The sequence below is a fragment of the Pseudohongiella sp. SYSU M77423 genome, assembly GCF_029911965.1.
GTDB lineage: Bacteria > Pseudomonadota > Gammaproteobacteria > Pseudomonadales > Pseudohongiellaceae > Pseudohongiella.
On sequence record NZ_JARYTH010000003.1, the window covers coordinates 260,011 to 280,005 of the forward strand.

Below are 19,995 nucleotides of genomic sequence, written 5' to 3' on the forward strand. Positions count from 1 at the left end.
GGCCCTCCAGATTGGTGATGGCGCCCCGATTACTGCGGAGTTCCGCCAAAACGAAGCAGATTAGACAGTTTGGGATCGGGTTTGGCGGCAGGCTTTAGCAGCACCACAACATTGCCGATACTCTGCACACATTGCGCGCCGGTTTGCTGGCACACCTCTTCGGTTACTTCCTGACGAGCATCCCTGTCTCCGACGCTGACTTTTATTTTAATCAGTTCGTGCTGTGCCAAAGCCCGGTTTATTTCCTTCAAAACGCCCTCGCTGAGCCCGTTCTGGGCGATGGTCACGACTGGTTTGAGCCCGTGTGCGATAGCGCGAAGCTTTTTAAGTTCCTGATTACTCAGTGGTTGCTTGCGATTGCTCATAAAAAATCCGGGTGATTTGAAGAAAGGACGCGCATTGTAGGTCAGCATTTCTTGGACAATCAAGAGTTGTATCTTGTAATATCGAATCCGGTCCCCATCTTAATAACGTATCAGATAGTGAAAATCCAGCCGGCGAGACGCGGTTGTCTCATTGTTGCCAAGCGCAGCAGTCACGAACTCAACAATAATGACGTCGGGATCTGAGGGAATGGCAAAGGCCGTTTAGGCGGTCTTATCAGTTTGAAAATGACACATTAAAAGGGGGTCTCCCTTGAACGACATGGCGAAGAATTTACTGCTTTGGATGGTGATTGCAGCGGTATTGCTGACAGTGTTCAACAATATCAATCAGGAGCCGGCAACTTCGCAGGTTAATTACTCCGAATTTATTCGGGAAGTCCGCAGCGGGCAGGTAGAGTCGGTCAATATTTCCGGCGTATCCGTCAGTGGCGTCCGTACTGACAACAGCCGTTTCACCACCACGATCCCGATGATCGGTGACGATGAACTGATGTCTGACCTGTTTAACAATGGCGTTGAGATCAGGGCCTCGGAACCTGAGCGGCAGAGCCTGTGGACGCAGCTGCTCGTGGCCAGTTTCCCGATTCTGATCATAATTGCGCTGTTCTTTTTCTTTATGCGGCAGATGCAGGGTGGTGCTGGCGGCGGCAAGGGCGGTCCCATGTCATTCGGCAAGAGCAAGGCCAAACTGCTGGGTGAAGACCAGATCAAAGTGACATTCTCGGATGTGGCTGGTGTTGAAGAGGCCAAGGAAGACGTCAAAGAGCTGGTCGACTTCCTGCGCGAGCCCGACAAATTCCAGCGCCTGGGTGGCCGCATCCCGCGCGGCATTCTGATGGTCGGTCAGCCGGGTACCGGTAAGACATTGCTTGCAAAAGCCATCGCCGGTGAGGCCAAAGTGCCATTCTTCTCCATCTCGGGTTCTGATTTTGTCGAGATGTTTGTAGGTGTGGGTGCGTCTCGTGTACGCGACATGTTTGATCAGGCCAAAAAACAGGCTCCCTGTATTATCTTCATCGACGAGATCGATGCAGTAGGTCGTCACCGTGGTGCCGGCCTTGGTGGTGGTCACGATGAGCGCGAGCAGACATTGAACCAGTTGCTGGTTGAGATGGACGGTTTCGAGGTCAACGACGGCATTATTGTTATCGCAGCTACCAACCGTCCTGACGTGCTTGATCCGGCTCTGCTGCGCCCTGGTCGTTTCGACCGACAGGTTGTCGTAGGGTTGCCGGACATTCGTGGTCGCGAGCAGATTCTCAAGGTGCACATGCGTAAAGTGCCGATCGCGGACAACGTTGATGCAGCAGTGATTGCGCGCGGCACGCCCGGCTTCTCCGGTGCCGACCTTGCCAACCTGGTTAACGAGGCTGCATTGTTTGCAGCGCGTGCCAGCAAGCGCCTGGTCACCATGGAGGAGTTCGAGAAAGCCAAAGACAAGATCATGATGGGCACAGAGCGCAAGTCCATGGTCATGTCCGAGAAAGAAAAAACCAATACTGCCTACCATGAAGCAGGTCATGCGATCGTGGGGCGCCTGGTGCCGGAACATGATCCTGTCTATAAAGTCAGTATCATCCCGCGCGGCCGTGCGTTGGGTGTGACAATGTTCCTGCCTGAAGAGGATCGTTACAGCATCAGCAAACGCGCGATTATCAGCCAGATATGCAGCCTCTATGGTGGTCGTATCGCGGAAGAGATGACTCTGGGTGAGGAAGGCGTTACTACGGGTGCGTCCAACGACATCCAGCGCGCGACCGAGATGGCCAGAAACATGGTAACCAAGTGGGGTCTGTCCGAAAAACTGGGACCACTGATGTATGCCGAGGACGATGGTGAAGTGTTCCTGGGGCGCTCAGCTGGTGGGTCGCAGACTCAGCATTCGGGCGAAACCGCAAAACTGATCGACGAAGAGATCAAGCGTATCATTGATTATTGCTATGGCACTGCCAAGCGCTTGCTGGATGAGAACCGCGACAAGCTTGAGTTGATGAAAGACGCCTTGATGGAGTACGAAACCATTGACGTTGAGCAGATCAATGACATCATGGACGGGCGCAAGCCCCGTCCACCAGCTGACTGGTCTGACCCGAGCAGTGGGTCCGGCTCTGCGCGCTCTGATGCGAGCGACGACAAGGTCAGCGATGAAAGCGAGCGGACTGACAATCCGATCGGTGGTCCGGCCAGCGAACATTGATCGTCCTTTCATGAGTGGCAGCTAGTCGGCACGAATGACAACTGATAGATCCAATCTGGCACGCCCCCGGCAACGGGGGCTGTGTTGTTCAGGCCGCTGGCTTGATCTCTCTACGCCTGTTGTCATGGGCGTCATTAATGTAACGCCTGACTCCTTCTCGGATGGCGGTCAATTTGCCGCACGAAAAACCTCCTTCTCCGTATCAATCGACAAAGTACTGCGCCAGGCAGAGTCCATGGTCGCGGCGGGTGTTGCTTTGCTTGATGTTGGCGGTGAGTCGACCCGGCCTGGCGCCAGACCGGTCTCAGAGCAGGAGGAGCTCGACCGGGTAATACCGGTTGTTGAGGCGATTGCCGGAGAGTTGGATGTCATCATTTCGATCGACACCAGCACGCCGTCGGTCATCACCTCGGGAGCTGCATCGGGTGCGGGCATGGTTAATGACGTGCGGGCCCTGCAGCGTGAAGGTGCACTCGCCGCTGCCGCCGCCAGCGAAATGGCCGTCTGCCTGATGCATATGCAGGGCCAGCCATCCAATATGCAGGATCAGCCGAGCTACCAGAATGTTCTCGAAGAAGTGGATGATTTTCTCAGTCGGCGCGTTATCAGTGCAGAGGCCGCAGGAATCGACCGATCACGTTTGTGTGTTGATCCTGGTTTCGGGTTTGGTAAATCTGACGAACACAATTATCATCTGCTGGCACACTTGAGCTATTTTCGGGGGCGGCACAATCTGCCGGTGCTGGTCGGTATGTCGCGAAAATCGATGATTGGTCGTGTCGTGGATCGGCCGGTTGATCAGCGTATGGCGGGCAGTCTGGCGGCGGCAGTCATAGCGGCTGCGAATGGCGCAGACATCATACGTGTTCACGATGTGCCAGAGACAGTCGATGCCATGCGGGTTCTGGCGGCAACAGTACAACATGGCTAGCGCGCTGATGGCGTTCGCTGGCTGAATCTGCGGCAGTAAACACTGATGGCAGATATCACAACGATCAAAGAACAATAAGGAATCGTCTACGATGCAGGAAAAACGATACTTTGGTACTGACGGAATTCGCGGGCACGTAGGTGAGTATCCCATCACGCCTGATTTCATGCTGAAACTGGGATGGGCCGCTGGCAAGGTCTTTGCGCGGGAGAGTGGTGGTCGTAGCAAGATTCTGATCGGCAAAGATACGCGCATCTCCGGCTATATGTTCGAGTCGGCGCTGGAGGCGGGGCTCGCCTCCGCAGGCGTAGATATCCACATGCTTGGTCCGATGCCAACGCCCGCTATTGCGTATCTGACACGAACCTTTCAGGCGCAGGCAGGTATCGTCATCAGTGCTTCCCACAACGCTTTCCAGGATAATGGCATCAAGTTTTTCTCTGGGGACGGCGCCAAGTTGCCTGACGAAACCGAGCTTGCCATCGAGGAATACCTTGAGCGCGACCTGACCACGGTTCCTTCCCAGCAGCTGGGCAAGGCGTCGCGAATCTCTGATGCGGCTGGGCGTTACATCGAGTTCTGCAAGCGCACGATTCCTGGTGGCAGTGTGCTGCGAGGCCTGAGGATTGTGGTCGATTGTGCCAACGGTTCAACCTATCACATTGCCAACAGTGTATTTTCTGAACTGGGTGCCAGTGTCAAGGCAATCTCCGTGAAGCCGGATGGTTTGAATATCAATGAGGGCTGCGGCTCCACAGCGCCCGACCAACTGGTTAGAGAGGTGCTGTCCGAGAAGGCCGACCTGGGTATTGCCTTCGATGGTGATGGTGACCGTGTCATCATGATCGACCACCTGGGCAACATCGTTGATGGTGATGAATTGCTGTTTATCATTGCGAAGGACCGTCGACGACGAGGCGTCAACCTGGGTGGTGTGGTTGGCACACAGATGAGCAATCTGGGTCTTGAGCTGGGCCTGAAGTCACTGGCAGTGCCGTTTGTGCGCAGCAGTGTGGGCGACCGGTACGTAATGGAGGCTCTTAAGCAGCACCAGTGGCAGCTCGGTGGGGAGTCATCCGGCCATATCATCTGCCTGGATGCGACGACTACCGGCGACGGCGTCGTCTCTGCGCTACAGGTTCTGGCGGCGATGGTGCAGACGGGCAGTTCGCTGAACGCGCTGTGCACTGAAATGCAAAAAATGCCGCAGACCATGATCAATGTCCGTATTGCGGACAAGCAGCGGGTGATGAATGACATCAATGTGATCAATGCAGTCAAGCAGCTCGAATCTGAAATGGCTGGTCGTGGTCGAGTGCTTCTGCGCCCGTCAGGGACCGAGCCTCTGATCAGGGTCATGGTCGAGGGTGAGCAGGCTGAGCAGGTCAGCCGGTATGCCGCACAATTGGCAGATATCGTGCGTGCTGTCGAGTAGGTCAGGTGCTGAATCATGCCTGTATTGAGTCTGCTTGCATGCCTTCAGCAAAGTGGTTATAGTGTCGCCCCCGCTCTGTCGAGGACAGGCAGCCGAAGGATAGAGGGTTGAGCGTATGCGACGGGCGCTGGTGGCCGGCAACTGGAAAATGAATGGCTCGCGAGCCGATATCAATGACTTGATGCAGGGTCTGCTGACCGGTCTGTCCGAGGGAGTCAACGGTGTCGATGTCGTTGTCTGTCCGCCGTTCCCCTATCTGACACAGGTGACCGAAGCCGCACACGGCAGCGAACTGATTGTTGGGTCCCAGAATGTCTGCGAACAGTCTTCGGGGGCTTACACAGGCGAGGTTGCTGCCAGTATGTTGCGCGACTTCAATGTGCGCTATGTAATCGTAGGGCATTCGGAGCGGCGCCAGCTGTACGGCGAGACCGACCAGCTGATTGCCAGCAAGGTCGGGGCAGTATCGGAAGCGGGAATGATTCCGGTTTTATGCGTGGGTGAGACGCGTGAGCAGCGCGACAGAGGTGCTGCTGAAGAGACGGTGCTGGCGCAGATTGCGAGCGTGGTAGCGGCACACGGAGTCTCCGCGTTCGCTGGTTCGGTGATTGCCTACGAGCCAGTCTGGGCGATAGGAACGGGATTGTCCGCAACCAGTGAGCAGGCGCAGCATATGCATGCAGTGATCCGGCAGTACCTGGCCAGGCATGATGCAGCGGTCGCCGATGCTGTGCAGATTGTCTATGGCGGTAGCGTCACAGCTGATAACGCTGAAGAGCTGTTTGCATGCCCGGACATAGATGGTGGTCTGGTGGGTGGTGCCTCGCTGAACGCGCAGGCCTTTATACGAATTTGTAAGAGCGTGAGTTAATTATGGAAACGCTGATAGTTGTAGTGCATGTCATCGCCGCGATCGCGATTGTCGGGCTGGTGCTTTTGCAGCAGGGCAAAGGCGCAGACGCCGGAGCGGCGTTTGGTAGCGGATCCTCGCAGACGGTGTTCGGTGCGTCCGGAAGCGGTAACTTCCTGACTAAATCCACAACCGTGGCTGCTGTGATATTTTTTGCGACCAGTCTGGTTCTTGCGATTTACGCAAAGCAGTACAGCATTGGTGCAGGTGCGGAAGACGGCGCGCCATTGGTAAATCCGGAGTTGCTGCGTGAAATGGAGCAGCAATCAGATATTCCGCAGGTGAGTGCGCCTGTAGATTCGTCAGATATACCGGCGGTCCCGGAGTCGGAGCCGCAGTAAACCTTTAGCCGAAGTGGTGGAATTGGTAGACACGCTATCTTGAGGGGGTAGTGACCTTTTGGTCGTGCGAGTTCAAGTCTCGCCTTCGGCACCAACTTACCGCAAAAGTAAAATCGGGCTTGACTATTTCTCCGGCCCGGCGCTAGAATACCCACCCTCAGATGATGGCAACGCCAGAAGCCATCTGGGTGCAAATAGCGAAGATCTTTTGCATCAAATTGAAATAATTAAAGTTTTGTTGCGGGGTGGAGCAGTCTGGCAGCTCGTCGGGCTCATAACCCGAAGGTCGTAGGTTCAAATCCTGCCCCCGCTACCAATTCGCAGCCGCCGAGCCGTTTGCCGGCGCTGCTACAAAAGGCCCCATGATGGGGCTTTTTGTTAGGTGGTCTGAAACAGGTCGTCCGAGAGCGGACGAATTGTAACTGGCTGGCCCCGAAAGCAAGTGATAGCATTCTTCAAAGTGGGCCGCAGGCCCACTTTTTGTTTGTGCAGTCGATATGGATTGGCGGAAATTTGGCGACATCAACTGACAAGATTACACAGCTGCTGGAACCGACGGTTAAGGCCCTTGGCCTTGAACTGTGGGGTGTGGAGTACCTCGTCAGAGGGCGCTCATCACTCCTGCGTATTTATATCGACAGCCCGGAGGGTGTCACAATCGACGACTGCGAAAGCGTCAGTCGACAAGTCAGTGCGGTACTTGACGTTGAAGACCCCATCCCTGGTGAGTATACATTGGAGGTTTCCTCGCCCGGCCTCGACCGACCGCTGTTTACGCTCAAGCAGTATCAGGAATTCCTTGGTGAGGTAATCAGTTTGCGCTTGCGTGGTCCGATCAATGGGCGACGTAAATTTAAAGGTTTATTGCAGCACGCTGAAGCGGGCAATATCACCATGATCGTCGATAACGAACCGGTTGAAATCCCGTTTGACCAGATTGACAAGGCCAACATCGCGTTCTGATTCGCGTGTTTCGTTTGTAAGGTGACACTACTATGATGAGTAAAGAAATTCTGGCAGTTGCAGACGCGGTCTCTAACGAGAAGGGAGTGTCACGCGACGTTATTTTCGAAGCCATTGAGACTGCTCTGGCGACTGCGACCAAAAAGCGTTTTGAAAGCGAAGAAGCCAGCTGCCGGGTTGCCATTAATCGCAAGAACGGTCAGTACGAAACATTTCGCACCTGGGATGTAGTGGCTGATGAAGATCTGGAAGAGCCAGGTCATCAAATGACTCTGGATCAGGCGCGCGAAAAGAACCCGGATCTGGACATCGGTGATGTCTGGGAAGAGAAAATCGAAAACGTAGAATTCGGTCGAATCGCTGCCCAGACCGCCAAACAGGTTATCGTGCAAAAGGTGCGTGAGGCTGAGCGCGAACTGGTCGTCAGTGAATACCGCGATCGTATCGGTCAGCTGGTGTCGGGTACTGTCAAGAAAGTTACTCGCGAAAGTGTGCTCGTCGATCTGGGTGGCAATGCAGAAGCGATTCTGCTTCGTGATCAGATGATCCCCAGAGAGATGTTCCGCACTGGTGATCGCATTCGTGCGTTGCTTCAGGATGTCCGTCAGGAGATCCGTGGGCCTCAGCTGTTTCTCAGTCGCACCGCTCCGGCCATGCTGATCGAGCTGTTCAAGATTGAAGTGCCGGAAATTGCTGATGGTGTAATCGAAATTCGCGCAGCAGCGCGAGATCCTGGCTCGCGCGCCAAGATCGTCGTCAGTACCAATGATGGCAGGATCGATCCGGTTGGTGCCTGCGTAGGTATGCGCGGTTCACGCGTGCAGGTGGTCTCTAACGAGCTGGCCAATGAGCGTATCGACATCATTCTGTGGGACGACAACCCTGCGCAGCTGGTGATCAATGCGATGGCGCCTGCCGAAGTGGCGTCTATCGTCATGGACGAAGACAGCCACACAATGGATGTTGCTGTTGAAGAAGACAATCTTGCACAGGCAATCGGTCGCAACGGTCAGAACGTGCGTCTGTCCGCTGAGCTTACCGGCTGGGCGATTAATGTAATGAGCATTGAGGAAGCGCAAGACAAACAGCAGCGTGAGGCAAGCACCTACATCACTGCATTCATGAACAAGCTGGATGTGGATGAAGATGTCGCCGAACTGCTGGTCAGTGAGGGTTTTACCTCACTGGAAGAGATTGCCTATGTTCCGATGGACGAATTGCTGAGTATCGACGGCTTTGATGAAGATATCGCTAAAGAACTTAGGGATCGTGCCCGTGATGCGCTGCTGACACAGGCGATAGCATCCGAGGAAGGACTGTCCAGCGCCAATCTGGAAGCAGACCTGCTGAACATGGAAGGCATGGATGATGCGCTGGCGATGTCGCTGGCAGAGAAAGGCATCCTCAACATGGAAGATCTGGCTGAACAGTCGATCGACGAATTGATGGATATTGACGGCATGACTGAAGAGCGTGCCGGCAAATTGATTATGACGGCTCGTGCACCGTGGTTTGAATAACCAGGCGGCAAGAGCAGACAGGAGTAACTAGATGGCAGATGTAACAGTCGGTGAACTGGCCAAAGTGGTCGGTGTGACCACAGAAAGGCTTCTTGCCCAGATTAAGGAGGCAGGTCTCCCGCATAAGCGTGCGGAGGAGCCTATTTCCAATGAAGACAAAAATACATTGCTGCTGTTCCTGCGTCGCAGTCATGGAGCCGCGGCCAGCGCCGATGCTTCACCGAAGAAAATTACGCTGAAGCGAAAGACGGTTGAAACCCTAAAAACCGCCTCCGGTCAGGGGCGCGGAAAAACCGTCAGCGTTGAAGTACGTAAAAAGCGTACCTATGTAAAACGCAGTGAACTGCAACCAGAGAAGCCGGCTGAAGAGGAACTGATTGTTCCACCAGAGGCGCTGGATCAGGAACTGGCAGCAGCAGAGCCTGCAGTTGAAGCGACGACTGATTCTCCAGCAGAAGAATCTGGTAAAGACGCAGACGTGGGCAAGAAAGATGCTGCTACTGAGGCATCCCCAGCTGAAACTTCCGACGCCGCGGAGCCGGAAAAGGCACCAGCTGCTGATACAGCAGAGGCTAAGCCAGCCGCCCCGGTTGCCGATGTTCCGGCTCAGGATCCAGACAGCGCCAAACCCGGTCGTGGTAAAGCTAAACCCGCTGCAAAAAGCGGGCGTAAAGCTGATGTCGATGACAAGGATGAAGAAAAGAAATCCGGTTTCCGCAAAAAGGCGGTTGCTGGCAAGAAGCCTGGTAAAGCCAGGATTGATGATTTTGTGCTCGAAGATGGCGAGTTCGACGATGGTGGGCGTGGTCGTCGCGGCGGTCCCCGCAAGAAGTCGCGCAACAAGCAGCACGGTTTCGAGAAGCCCACTGAGTTTATTTCTCGCGAAATCACCATCGGTGAAGCCAATACCGTTGGCGACCTCGCTCAAAAAATGTCAGTCAAGTCGGCTGAGTTGATCAAGGCGCTGTTCAAGATGGGTGTCATGGCAACCATCAACCAGGCTCTGGATCAGGATACTGCGACACTGCTGATTGAAGAGATGGGTCATACCGCAAAATTCGTCTCGGCGGATGCAATCGAAGACGATCTGTACGAGTCACTGGTCTATGAAGGCGGTGATGAAGCAATCACACGCGCACCTGTGGTTACTGTCATGGGTCACGTTGACCATGGTAAGACATCGTTGCTGGATTTCATTCGCAAAGAATCTGTTGCTGCCGGCGAAGCCGGTGGTATTACCCAGCACATTGGCGCCTATCACGTTGAGACAGACCACGGCATGATCTGTTTCCTGGATACCCCGGGACACGCGGCCTTCAGTGCCATGCGGTCACGCGGTGCCAAGTCAACTGACGTTGTAGTACTGGTGGTTGCAGCAGATGATGGCGTCAAGCCGCAGACTGAGGAAGCAATTCAGCACGCCCGCGCTGCGGAGGTGCCAATCGTTGTCGCCATTACCAAGGTCGACAAAGAAGATATCGATATTGATAAAGTGACCAGTGAGCTGGCTGCCAAAGACGTGATACCGGAAAGCTGGGGCGGTGACGTCCAGTTTGTTCAGGTATCTGCTCATACTGGCCAGGGTATTGAAGAACTGCTGGAAGCCATTCTGCTTCAGGCTGAGCTGCTGGAACTCAAGGCCTTTGTCGATGCACCAGGCAAAGGTGTTGTGATCGAGTCACGTCTGGACAAGGGGCGTGGCCCGGTTGCGTCAGTTCTGGTTCAGAACGGTACGCTGAATGTTGGCGACACTATTCTTGCCGGCTACGAATTTGGCCGTGTACGAGCACTGATTGATGAGGCGGGTCGCCAGGTTAAGTCGGCTGGACCCTCCATCCCCGTTGAGGTGTTGGGTTTCAATGGCGTTCCTGAAGCAGGCGATGAATTTGTTGTTGTAGCTGACGAGAAGCGCGCCAAGGAAGTTGCTGAATTCCGCCGTGAAAAGCACAAGGAAAAGCAAAACGCACTGCAACAGGGCAATAAGCTGGAAGCCATGTTTGCCGGTATCGGCAAAGCGGGTAAGAGCATCCTCAACGTCATCATCAAGGCAGATGTACGTGGCTCGATGGAAGCCATCGTCGGCTCGCTGCAGAAGCTTGGTACCGATGAGGTAGAAGTCAACGTGGTAGCCGCTGGCGTCGGTGGTATTTCCGAAACCGATTCGCACCTGGCGGCAACCTCCAATGCGATGCTGATCGGCTTCAACGTCCGTGCGGATAAGTCTGCCCGTGATGTCATCGAAAACGAAGGCATCAACCTGCGTTACTACAACGTCATTTACGACGTGATTGATGACGTGAAGGCCATTCTTGGCGGTATGCTTGAGCCTGAGCTGCGTGAAGAAATCCTGGGTGTGGCTGAGGTTCGTGACGTGTTCAATTCACCAAAGTTTGGCCAGGTGGCCGGCTGTATGGTGGTGGAAGGCACGGTATACCGCAGCCGTCCCATCCGTGTTCTGCGTGACAACGTGGTGATCTTTGAAGGCGAGCTGGAATCTCTGCGCCGCTTTAAAGACGACGCCAGTGAAGTCCGCAACGGCATGGAATGTGGTATCGGCGTGAAGAACTACAACGATGTCAAAGTAGGCGACAAGATCGAGGTTTACCAGACCATTGAGGTAGCCAGAACACTCTGATGAGTAATACATCTCCGCGCGCACAACGGGTAGCCGATCAGATCCAGCGAATTCTCGCGGATCTGATCATGCGCGAAATAGGTGATCCCCGGCTTGGCATGGTTTCGGTAACAGGTGTTGATGTAAGTCGTGATTTTGCGCATGCCACAGTATTTGTGACTGTGATGACGCGCGACGCAGTTGGTCTGGACAGCCAGCTTAAAGATATGGGCGAGCTGGACCGCAAGCAGATTGATGACAGCCTGGCGGTTCTCAACAAAGCCTCTGGCTATCTGCGCAGTCTGCTGGGCAAAGAATTGCGCCTGCGAACAACACCCGCCCTGCAGTTTCGCTACGATGAAAGTATTGCCCGTGGGCGGTACCTCTCCAGCCTGATCGACAGGGCGCTTGAAGAGGATAGCGAGCACGGTGAAGGTGCGGACACCCCGGATACGGGTGACAGTCAGGAAGAGAGGCACTGAATTGGCAGCTGGCAGAAAGCAGAAAGGCCGCCCGATAAGCGGTATTCTGCTGGTAGACAAGCCTCAGGGTATTAGCTCCAATGCCTGTCTGCAGCAAGCCAAAAGGTTGTTGCAGGCCGCCAAGGCAGGACATACCGGGGCGCTTGATCCTCTGGCTACCGGCGTGTTGCCACTGTGTTTTGGAGAGGCAACCAAAGTGTCGCAGTTTCTGCTGGAAGCGGACAAGCGATATCTGACACGGGTAAAGTTTGGAGAAAGGACTGACACTGCAGACGCTGAAGGCGAAGTGATCAGTCGCCGACCGGTCTCGGTCAGTGAGTCAGATGTTGTCACGGCGCTGACACAGTTTGTCGGTCAAATTGAGCAGTTGCCGCCGATGTACTCTGCCCTGAAGCACAAAGGTCAGCCCTTGTACAAACTTGCCCGGGCGGGACAACAGGTGGAGCGGACACCACGCCTGGTGACAGTCCACGAGCTTCGGCTGGTGTCGTTCGACGGCGACAGTGCTGAGCTGGAAATACGTTGCAGCAAAGGAACCTATGTGCGTACCATTGCTGACGACCTGGGAGAAAGCCTGGGTTGCGGCGGGCACGTGACGGAGCTGCGAAGGCTGCAGGCCGGCGTTTTTGGAATTGACGAGTGCGTGACGCTCGACGCCCTGAAAGAGCTGCATGAAGCCCGGGGGCTGGAGGCTGTTGATGCGTTATTGCGTCCAGCCGACAAGGCCATTGAGCACTTGCCGGCAGTCCATATGCCAGCAACGACTGCAGCCTACATGAAGCAGGGGCAGGCCGTGATGGTCAGACATCTTCCAGACGCTGGTCTGGTGCGTCTGTACGATGAAGAAGAATTCTTCGGTATGGGAGAAGTGCTCGATGATGGTCGAGTGGCTCCACGCCGATTAATGAAGGAAGACACCAGGTAACTGTAATTATGCACGGTTATGCTGGCTGACAGGATGTCATTAAACATTAATGCATATTGAACTGGAGATTTTAAAATGGCTTTAACGACTGAACAGAAACAGGCAATTGTTAACGAATACGGACGCGGCGACAATGACACGGGTTCTCCCGAAGTACAGGTTGCGTTGCTGACTGAGAACATCAATCTGCTGCAGGATCACTTCCGTGAACACAAGCACGACCACCACTCTCGTCGTGGTCTGATCCGCATGGTAAACAGCCGTCGCAAGCTGCTGGATTACCTGAAGCGCAAGGATGTTGACCGTTATGCCGATCTGATCAAACGTCTGGGCCTGCGTCGCTAAGACGCATCGCAATTTCAAGACGATGAGACAGTGAGAAGAGACTCTTGGTAAAACGGATGTTGCTGCAATGCTGCCCGGGTCTCAAATAAAAAACAGGAACAGAGTATGTTTAATATTGTAAGCAAGACCTTCCAGTTTGGTGACCAGACGGTCACTCTGGAGACCGGTAAAGTTGCACGACAGGCTACCGGCGCTGTGATTGTCACCATGGGTGGCTCTCAGGTGCTCGCTACAGTCGTGGGCAAAAAGACGGCTGCCCCTGGCGCCGACTTTTTCCCGCTGACTGTCAACTATCAGGAAAAAACCTACGCTGCCGGTAAAATCCCCGGCGGCTTTTTCAAGCGCGAAGGGCGTCCCACCGAGAAAGAGACGCTGGTTTCGCGATTGATTGACCGGCCTATCCGCCCCTTGTTTCCATCGGGTTTCAAAAATGAAGTACAGGTCATCTGTACTGTCATCTCTGCAACCAAGGACGAAGATCCTGATGTAGCAGCCATGATTGGCGCATCAGCTGCTCTGGCTATCTCGGGTATCCCTTTCCATGGCCCCATCGGTGCAGCCCGCGTCGGTTTCGACCCGGAGAATGGATATATCCTGAACCCGGGTGCCAAACAGCTGGAAACCTCATTGCTGGACATGGTTGTGGCAGGCACTGAATCAGCCGTATTGATGGTTGAATCAGAAGCCAAGCAACTGACCGAAGACCAGATGCTGGGCGCGGTACTGTATGGCCATGAAGCCATGCAGGGCGCTATTAAGGCAATCAACGAGCTCAAGGCAGAAGCCGGCAAGCCGGTCTGGGAATGGCAGCCAGAGCCAGAGAACGAAACACTGGTCAAGGCAATCGCCGATGCGTTCACTGCTGGTATTACCGACGCTTACCAGATTTCTGACAAGATGCAGCGTTACGATGCACTGGGTCAGTTGCTGGAGCAGGCCAAGCAGCAGTTCGTCAGCGAAGAGTCAGGTGTCACATCTGACGACGTGAAAGGCGTGTTCGCAAAACTCGAGAAAAAAGTAGTCCGCAATCGCGTGCTTGACGGTCAGCCACGTATCGATGGTCGTGATAGCAAAACAGTTCGTCCGATTGCGATCGAGACAGGCGTTCTGCCCAAGGCTCACGGTTCAGCCCTGTTTACGCGTGGCGAGACCCAGGCACTGGTAGTTACCACTCTGGGTGCTGTTCGTGATTCGCAGATGATCGAAGGTCTGGAAGGCTCCAAAAAAGAAGCTTTCATGTTCCACTACAACTTCCCACCCTTCTGTGTGGGTGAAACTGGCTTCATGTCAGGTCCCAAGCGTCGCGAAATCGGCCACGGCAAGCTGGCCAAGCGCGGTGTGCAGGCGGTCATGCCGAGCGAAGAGGAATTCCCGTACGCCATCCGTGTGGTGTCGGAAATTACCGAATCCAATGGCTCCAGCTCCATGGCTTCAGTATGCGGCAGCTCACTGGCCATGATGGATGCGGGTGTGCCGCTGACTGCCCCGGTTGCGGGTATCGCAATGGGTCTGATCAAGGATGGTGAGCGCTTCTCGGTGATCACCGATATTCTGGGTGATGAAGACCACCTCGGCGATATGGACTTTAAAGTGGCGGGTACTGACAAGGGTGTGACCGCACTGCAGATGGACATCAAGATCCAGGGCATCAATGAAGAGATCATGGAGATCGCTCTGAACCAGGCCTTGGAAGCGCGTCTGCACATTCTCGGCGAAATGAACAAAGTACTGGCTACTGCCCGTCCGAACGTTTCCGAGAATGCTCCATCCATGGCAACGATGAAAGTCGATTCCGACAAGATTCGTGATGTCATTGGTAAAGGTGGTGCCACCATTCGCTCTATCACAGAGGAAAGTGGCGCGTCTGTGGACATCGACGATGATGGCAATATTCGCATTTATGGCGAAGATGCTGATTCTCGCGACAAGGCCATTGAGCTGATTCAGCGTATTACAGCGGAAGCCGAAGTAGGCAAGCTGTACATGGGTAAGGTTGCCCGTATCGTTGATTTCGGTGCCTTTGTAACCATTCTGCCGGGCAAAGACGGTCTGGTTCACATCTCGCAGATTTCTTCTGATCGCGTTGAAGATATCAGTGAGTATCTGAGTGAAGGACAGGATGTGCTGGTTAAAGTCATGGACCTTGATGCGCGCGGCCGAATCAAGCTGAGCATCAAAGAAGTGACCGAAGACGAAAAAGAAGCTTTTGCTGCAAGCTGATTGCGGCAGATGAAGCCAGCGTCGTGCATTAACTGACGGCGCTGGTGCATCATCATTCCCACCTTAATGGACTCGCCATGGCTCGACAACGCTGCAGCCGATGTCAGAGACCGATCTCAACCTGCCTTTGCGCCGACATTGTAGCCGCAACCAATACCTGGCCGCTGGTCATACTGCAGGATTTACGCGAGGCGACACACCCGCTGGGGACAGCCCGGCTCGCATCACTCAGCTATTCTGACTGTCTCCTGCAAACGCTTGCTGTAAAGCAGGACGTTTTGCCATCGCTGCCTGAAAATTGTGTGCTGATCTACCCGGGCGATGAGTCCCTGCCGGTTGAAGAACTTCGCGAACACAGCCCCAGACCCCTGGTTTTTCTTGATGCCAGTTGGCGTCGCAGTCGGAAAATGCTGTATACCTGGCCGATGTTGCAGTCCCTGCCAAGATTCAGTCTCAATGCCGTACCGGTCAGTCGATACCGCATTCGTCGGGCGAGCGAGCCCGACGCCTTATCGACACTGGAGGCGATAGTGTATACCCTGCAAGAACTGGAAGGTCGCAAAGTTACCCATGACAGGGTGCTGCAGGCCATGGATCGCATGGTCGACAGGCAGATTGAATACATGGGGTCTGATGTGTATCAACGTAATTACCGGTAGAATTCCCGCACCCCGGGTTCCGGCTAGAAAAGTAAAAGATAAGGTTGTCTGGGCAACGGCGCGGTAGACTGATTGTCATTATCAGGGAGCAGGCTGGTCTAATAGCGATGTGCGACAAGAAGTCACTTTTACGTGCTGGATTTCTGATCACTTTGGCGGTGTTGACCACCCTGATGTCGGTGGCATATGCACAGCCGGTAAACAGTGTACTGCGAGTAGGGGTTTACGAAAACCCACCCAAATTGTTCCTGGATGAGCAAGGCAGGATTACCGGCATACACGGAGACCTGTTGCGTGAAATCGCCCGTGCCGAACGTTGGCAACTGAGACCCGTCCCCTGTCAATGGAGTGAATGTCTGACGCTGCTGGAGCGCGGCGAGATCGACATCATGCCGGATGTCGCTATTGATTCAGACAGGCAACAGCGGTTTGATTTCCATCAGCAGCCGGCTCTACTGAGCTGGTCACAGATTTATGAATCGCGTGGTCAGGGCATTGTGGGCTTGCTGGATCTTGACGGAAAACGCATTGCCTTGCTGCAGGACTCCATTCAGCAAGCCTATCTTGAATCACTGGCAGACAATTTTTTCCTGAATGTTGACTGGTTGGCTTACGACAATCAGACACAGGCATTCAGCGCCGTTTCTGAGGGCGTTGCCGATGCGGTGGTGTCAAGCTCCCACTCGGGTGATATGGAAGCCAGTCGCTTCGGGCTGACGCCCACACCCATTCTGTTTCAACCCAGCCAGTTATATTATGCGGTGCCTGCCGGCAGACATGAGGCAGTGCTTACGGCGATAGATAACTACCTGTCCCTGTGGCGAGCTGACCCCGGCTCGGTTTACTACCGGATTCTGGAGCAGTGGAACTACCAGAATGACCGCAGTCTCCCGGGCTGGGTAATCTGGGGCTCAATAGCATTGGGCCTGGCATTGCTTGTGGCAGTCGCATTCAGCCTGGCGTTGAGTTACCGGGTAAAAGCACGGACCAGAAGTCTGCAGGAAAGTGAGCAGCGACTGAACGTTATCCTCAATAGCGTCGATGCCTATATTTACATCAAGGACTACAAACTGCGTTATCAATACGTAAACCGTAAGGTATGCGAATTGTTCGGGCGCCCAGAGAATGAAATCATTGGCAAGACCGATGAGTCATTCTTTGATAGCCGCACCTACGAACAGATTCGACAGAATGATATGCGTGTCATACGCCAGGGCGAGCGCGTTGCCCATGAGGAGCACAGTGTTTCCCGCGATGGCAAGGACGAATACACATTCCTGTCAGTCAAGATTCCACTGCGCAATCCGGACAATACCATCTCTTCTCTTTGTGGTATTTCGACTGATATTACAGAACACCGCAAAATGAACAGTCAGCTTCAGCAACTTGCCTCGTTTGACTCGCTGACCGGGCTTCCCAATCGTCGTTTAATACTGGAGCGACTGGAGCATGCCCTGGGGGGGCACGAGATAACAGGGTATCAGGGCGCGCTGGTGCTGCTCGATCTGGATAACTTCAAAAGCATCAATGACTCTTTGGGCCACAATCATGGGGATGCGCTATTGAAGCACGTAGCACATCGAATTGAACGCAGCCTGCTGCCTACCGATACTTCCGGCAGACTGGGTGCTGACGAGTTTGTCATCATAGTGGAAGACCTGGCACTGGAACTTGATGATGCAGTCAACCGTGTCAATGATCTGGCCGAAACTCTGCGCGTGCAGTTGAGTGATCCAATTGATCTGCATGGTCACGAAGTCACCACATCAGTAAGTGTTGGTGTGGCGATGTTCTCTGATGCCGAATCAGTCGATGAGTTGCTAAAGGCAGTGGACCTGGCACTGGGCGCCGCGAAGAATGCAGGGCGCAATACCGTGAAGTTTTTTAACCCCACTATGCAGATTGAGGTCACCAGACGTACCAATATCGAAAAAGCCCTGCGGCGCGCACTCGATGGCACTGGTCTGGATCTGCATCTGCAGCCTCAGGTTGATGGCGACGGCAGAATGGTCGGCATGGAGGGGTTACTGCGCTGGGAGGATGCCATGCTTGGACGCGTCCCGCCCGGGGATTTTATTCCAGTTGCCGAGTCGGCCGGGTTGATCGTTCCACTTGGCGAGTGGGTGATCGCTGAGGCCTGTCGTATCCTTAAGCGCTGGCAGCAACACAGCGCGACGCGGTCAATGACGCTTGCCATCAATATCAGCTCGCGACAATTCCGCAGCCCCAAATTTGTACGACAGATTGCCGACTGTATTGAACAGTCAGGTGTGGATGGCAGGCTTCTGGAACTGGAAGTGACTGAAAGCCTGTTGATTGAAGACGTGCAGTCGACAATAGAGCGCATGCGTGAGTTGAGGGCCATGGGCATCAGGTTCGCGCTGGATGACTTCGGTACTGGCTATGCCTCTCTGAGTTATCTGAAACGGCTGCCACTGTCGCAGCTGAAGATTGATCAGTCATTTGTGCGCGATCTGATGGATGATATTAACGATGAGGCCATCGTGAAAACCATTATTGCGCTGGGTGCCAGTCTGGATTTGCGGGTGATAGCCGAGGGTGTGGAAACAGCAGCTCAAGCCGAGCGTCTGACGGAACTCGGCTGCTACTTTAAACAGGGGTATTATTTCGGAGCACCACAACCAGAGGAAGCCTGGCAGCCGGTGTTTGAACAGGCTGCGCCAGAGCTGCCGCGTTTGCCTCAGTCGGGTAATACCGCGTTGTGATAAACGTTCTGGACGTCATCCAGATCGTTCAGCATATCCATAAAACGCTCGAAGAGTGCGACATCGTCGCCGCTCAATTCGGTCTGCGTCTGCGCCAGAAACTGAATTTCATCGGCTTCAAACTCGACATCAGGGAAAGCGTCGCGTAATGCCTGGCGCGCCTTTGCATACTCTGTATGAGGTGCAAAGACCGTGATACGGCCGTCTTCGTTTTCAATATCAGTAACGTCGACGTCGGCGCCCAGCAGTGCCTCCAGCACACTCTCTTCATCATCGCCCATGATGGCCAGAATGGCACAGTGATCGAACATGTGGCTGACACTGCCTTGCGCGCCAATTTTCGATTTGGTTTTGGTAAAACACTGACGGACATCACCGAAGGTGCGGTTGGGATTGTCGGTCAGGCACTCAACGATGACCATGCAGTTGCCAGGACCAAACCCTTCATAGCGAGCAGGCGAAAAGTCTTCTCCACCACTGCCCCGTGCCTTCTCCAGCGCCTTGTCAATAACATGGCTGGGTACCTGGTCTTTCTTGGCACGATCCAGCAGGCTGCGCAGAGTCAGATTGCCATCGGGGTCTGTGCCGCCAGACTTCGCGCAAACGTAAATTTCACGCGCATATTTACTGTAAACTTTTGTTTTAGCCGCCGCCGTTTTGGCCATCGACTCTTTACGGTTCTGGTATGCTCTGCCCATCTTTGGTTCCTGCAACAGATCGATTTGCAAAAGCCGAATAATACACGCAGGTGTACGCTAAAATCCATTCCGGGGAATGTTTCAGGATAGTCTCAGTATGCAGCAAGCGATAAATGGTATGACCCTGCCAACGGTATGGTTCTTGTTCGGGTTGTCTGGAAGCGGCAAGTCATTTGCCGGTGATGTTTTATCCCGGCACTATGGCTGGCCTGTGTACCATGCGGACGATGACATTACTTCTGCCATGCGTGAGGCTCTGAATACGGCTCAACCCTTTACCGACGCGATGCGCGATGAGTTTTTTGCGGTGCTGCTGCAAACCATTCGTCAGCGAGTGTCCAGGGAGCCTGACAAACCCCTGATTGTAACCCAGGGTGCCTACAAACAGCGTCATCGGGACTGGTTGCAGGCAAGACTGCCACAGACACGGTTTGTCTGGGTGAAATCGGACCCACAGTTAATAGTTGACCGGCTACGCAGTCGTCGTGATGGCATCAGCGTTGCCAGTGCAACTGCGCTCACCAATGATTTTGAGGCGCCAGGCCCGACCGCAGAGGTGCTGGTCAATGATGGCAGTGCAGACGATATTCTGCTTCAGTTTCAGGCCCTGTTGCGCGGTTGACGGCAATCCACCACCTGCTAT

17 protein-coding genes and 2 tRNA genes are annotated in these 19,995 nt (G+C 54.3%); 17 read left to right on the forward strand and 2 right to left on the reverse strand.

Annotation, left to right across the window (positions count from 1 at the left end):
• Window positions 1-29: 29 nt before the first annotated feature.
• Window positions 30-365 (reverse strand): ribosome assembly RNA-binding protein YhbY, encoded by a 336-nt coding sequence (yhbY, locus tag QGM61_RS08865; RefSeq protein WP_237132125.1) that lies wholly within the window; start codon window positions 363-365, stop codon window positions 30-32.
• 280 nt (window positions 366-645) lie between these two features.
• Here yhbY and ftsH point away from each other — a divergent pair, with 280 nt between their 5' ends.
• From ftsH to QGM61_RS08945, 16 genes are all read left to right on the forward strand, one after another.
• A complete protein-coding gene (gene ftsH, locus QGM61_RS08870) occupies window positions 646-2,583 on the forward strand; it encodes an ATP-dependent zinc metalloprotease FtsH (RefSeq protein ID WP_237132124.1) in 1,938 nt (645 codons plus the stop codon).
• Between the two features lie 34 nt (window positions 2,584-2,617).
• A complete protein-coding gene (folP, locus tag QGM61_RS08875) occupies window positions 2,618-3,514 on the forward strand; it encodes a dihydropteroate synthase (RefSeq protein ID WP_237132123.1) in 897 nt (298 codons plus the stop codon).
• 91 nt (window positions 3,515-3,605) lie between these two features.
• Window positions 3,606-4,949, forward strand: coding sequence for a phosphoglucosamine mutase (glmM, locus tag QGM61_RS08880; RefSeq protein ID WP_281132737.1), 1,344 nt, complete (start codon window positions 3,606-3,608; stop codon window positions 4,947-4,949).
• Between the two features lie 115 nt (window positions 4,950-5,064).
• Window positions 5,065-5,820 carry a triose-phosphate isomerase gene (gene tpiA / locus QGM61_RS08885; protein ID WP_281132738.1) on the forward strand — a complete coding sequence of 252 codons (756 nt, stop codon included), beginning with the start codon at window positions 5,065-5,067 and terminating at the stop codon, window positions 5,818-5,820.
• Between the two features lie 2 nt (window positions 5,821-5,822).
• Entirely contained in the window at window positions 5,823-6,200 is a 378-nt protein-coding gene (gene secG / locus QGM61_RS08890; protein WP_237132120.1) for a preprotein translocase subunit SecG, read from the forward strand.
• Between the two features lie 7 nt (window positions 6,201-6,207).
• Window positions 6,208-6,294, forward strand: a tRNA-Leu gene (locus QGM61_RS08895).
• 145 nt (window positions 6,295-6,439) lie between these two features.
• A tRNA-Met gene (locus tag QGM61_RS08900) sits at window positions 6,440-6,516 on the forward strand.
• Between the two features lie 197 nt (window positions 6,517-6,713).
• Complete coding sequence (gene rimP, locus QGM61_RS08905) at window positions 6,714-7,163, forward strand: ribosome maturation factor RimP (protein WP_237132119.1); 450 nt, start codon at window positions 6,714-6,716, stop codon at window positions 7,161-7,163.
• Between the two features lie 35 nt (window positions 7,164-7,198).
• On the forward strand, window positions 7,199-8,683 hold the full coding sequence (nusA, locus tag QGM61_RS08910; RefSeq protein WP_281132822.1) for a transcription termination factor NusA: 1,485 nt from the start codon (window positions 7,199-7,201) through the stop codon (window positions 8,681-8,683).
• A gap of 31 nt (window positions 8,684-8,714) precedes the next feature.
• The gene (gene infB / locus QGM61_RS08915) at window positions 8,715-11,318 is read left to right on the forward strand and encodes a translation initiation factor IF-2 (protein ID WP_281132739.1); all 2,604 of its coding nucleotides are present in this window, start codon (window positions 8,715-8,717) and stop codon (window positions 11,316-11,318) included.
• Window positions 11,318-11,779 carry a 30S ribosome-binding factor RbfA gene (rbfA, locus tag QGM61_RS08920; RefSeq protein ID WP_237132117.1) on the forward strand — a complete coding sequence of 154 codons (462 nt, stop codon included), beginning with the start codon at window positions 11,318-11,320 and terminating at the stop codon, window positions 11,777-11,779. Before infB ends, rbfA begins: the two co-directional genes overlap by 1 nt.
• A gap of 1 nt (window position 11,780) precedes the next feature.
• Entirely contained in the window at window positions 11,781-12,704 is a 924-nt protein-coding gene (truB, locus tag QGM61_RS08925) for a tRNA pseudouridine(55) synthase TruB (RefSeq protein WP_281132740.1), read from the forward strand.
• 75 nt (window positions 12,705-12,779) lie between these two features.
• Complete coding sequence (gene rpsO, locus QGM61_RS08930; protein WP_237132115.1) at window positions 12,780-13,049, forward strand: 30S ribosomal protein S15; 270 nt, start codon at window positions 12,780-12,782, stop codon at window positions 13,047-13,049.
• Window positions 13,050-13,154: 105 nt separating this feature from the next.
• Window positions 13,155-15,269 carry a polyribonucleotide nucleotidyltransferase gene (gene pnp / locus QGM61_RS08935; RefSeq protein ID WP_281132741.1) on the forward strand — a complete coding sequence of 705 codons (2,115 nt, stop codon included), beginning with the start codon at window positions 13,155-13,157 and terminating at the stop codon, window positions 15,267-15,269.
• A gap of 77 nt (window positions 15,270-15,346) precedes the next feature.
• The gene (locus QGM61_RS08940) at window positions 15,347-15,928 is read left to right on the forward strand and encodes a tRNA-uridine aminocarboxypropyltransferase (RefSeq protein WP_281132742.1); all 582 of its coding nucleotides are present in this window, start codon (window positions 15,347-15,349) and stop codon (window positions 15,926-15,928) included.
• Window positions 15,929-16,035: 107 nt separating this feature from the next.
• Window positions 16,036-18,654, forward strand: coding sequence for an EAL domain-containing protein (locus QGM61_RS08945; protein ID WP_281132743.1), 2,619 nt, complete (start codon window positions 16,036-16,038; stop codon window positions 18,652-18,654).
• Here the strand turns inward: QGM61_RS08945 and QGM61_RS08950 are convergent.
• Window positions 18,630-19,352 carry a YebC/PmpR family DNA-binding transcriptional regulator gene (locus QGM61_RS08950; protein ID WP_237132111.1) on the reverse strand — a complete coding sequence of 241 codons (723 nt, stop codon included), beginning with the start codon at window positions 19,350-19,352 and terminating at the stop codon, window positions 18,630-18,632. The two genes, QGM61_RS08945 and QGM61_RS08950, sit on opposite strands and share 25 nt — an antisense overlap.
• Window positions 19,353-19,449: 97 nt before the next feature.
• Between QGM61_RS08950 and QGM61_RS08955 the strand changes: the two genes are divergently transcribed.
• A complete protein-coding gene (locus tag QGM61_RS08955; protein WP_281132744.1) occupies window positions 19,450-19,974 on the forward strand; it encodes a gluconokinase in 525 nt (174 codons plus the stop codon).
• The last annotated feature ends 21 nt before the right edge of the window (window positions 19,975-19,995 follow it).

Excerpts from the sequence above, each read along its gene's own strand:
- yhbY (WP_237132125.1), bottom strand. The coding sequence starts at position 365 with ATGAGCAATCGCAAGCAACCACTGAGTAATCAGGAACTTAAAAAGCTT.
- ftsH (WP_237132124.1), top strand. The coding sequence starts at position 646 with ATGGCGAAGAATTTACTGCTTTGGATGGTGATTGCAGCGGTATTGCTG.
- folP (WP_237132123.1), top strand. The coding sequence starts at position 2,618 with ATGACAACTGATAGATCCAATCTGGCACGCCCCCGGCAACGGGGGCTG.
- glmM (WP_281132737.1), top strand. The coding sequence starts at position 3,606 with ATGCAGGAAAAACGATACTTTGGTACTGACGGAATTCGCGGGCACGTA.
- tpiA (WP_281132738.1), top strand. The coding sequence starts at position 5,065 with ATGCGACGGGCGCTGGTGGCCGGCAACTGGAAAATGAATGGCTCGCGA.
- secG (WP_237132120.1), top strand. The coding sequence starts at position 5,823 with ATGGAAACGCTGATAGTTGTAGTGCATGTCATCGCCGCGATCGCGATT.
- nusA (WP_281132822.1), top strand. The coding sequence starts at position 7,199 with ATGAGTAAAGAAATTCTGGCAGTTGCAGACGCGGTCTCTAACGAGAAG.
- infB (WP_281132739.1), top strand. The coding sequence starts at position 8,715 with ATGGCAGATGTAACAGTCGGTGAACTGGCCAAAGTGGTCGGTGTGACC.
- rbfA (WP_237132117.1), top strand. The coding sequence starts at position 11,318 with ATGAGTAATACATCTCCGCGCGCACAACGGGTAGCCGATCAGATCCAG.
- rpsO (WP_237132115.1), top strand. The coding sequence starts at position 12,780 with ATGGCTTTAACGACTGAACAGAAACAGGCAATTGTTAACGAATACGGA.
- pnp (WP_281132741.1), top strand. The coding sequence starts at position 13,155 with ATGTTTAATATTGTAAGCAAGACCTTCCAGTTTGGTGACCAGACGGTC.
- QGM61_RS08940 (WP_281132742.1), top strand. The coding sequence starts at position 15,347 with ATGGCTCGACAACGCTGCAGCCGATGTCAGAGACCGATCTCAACCTGC.
- QGM61_RS08945 (WP_281132743.1), top strand. The coding sequence starts at position 16,036 with ATGTGCGACAAGAAGTCACTTTTACGTGCTGGATTTCTGATCACTTTG.
- QGM61_RS08950 (WP_237132111.1), bottom strand. The coding sequence starts at position 19,352 with ATGGGCAGAGCATACCAGAACCGTAAAGAGTCGATGGCCAAAACGGCG.
- QGM61_RS08955 (WP_281132744.1), top strand. The coding sequence starts at position 19,450 with ATGCAGCAAGCGATAAATGGTATGACCCTGCCAACGGTATGGTTCTTG.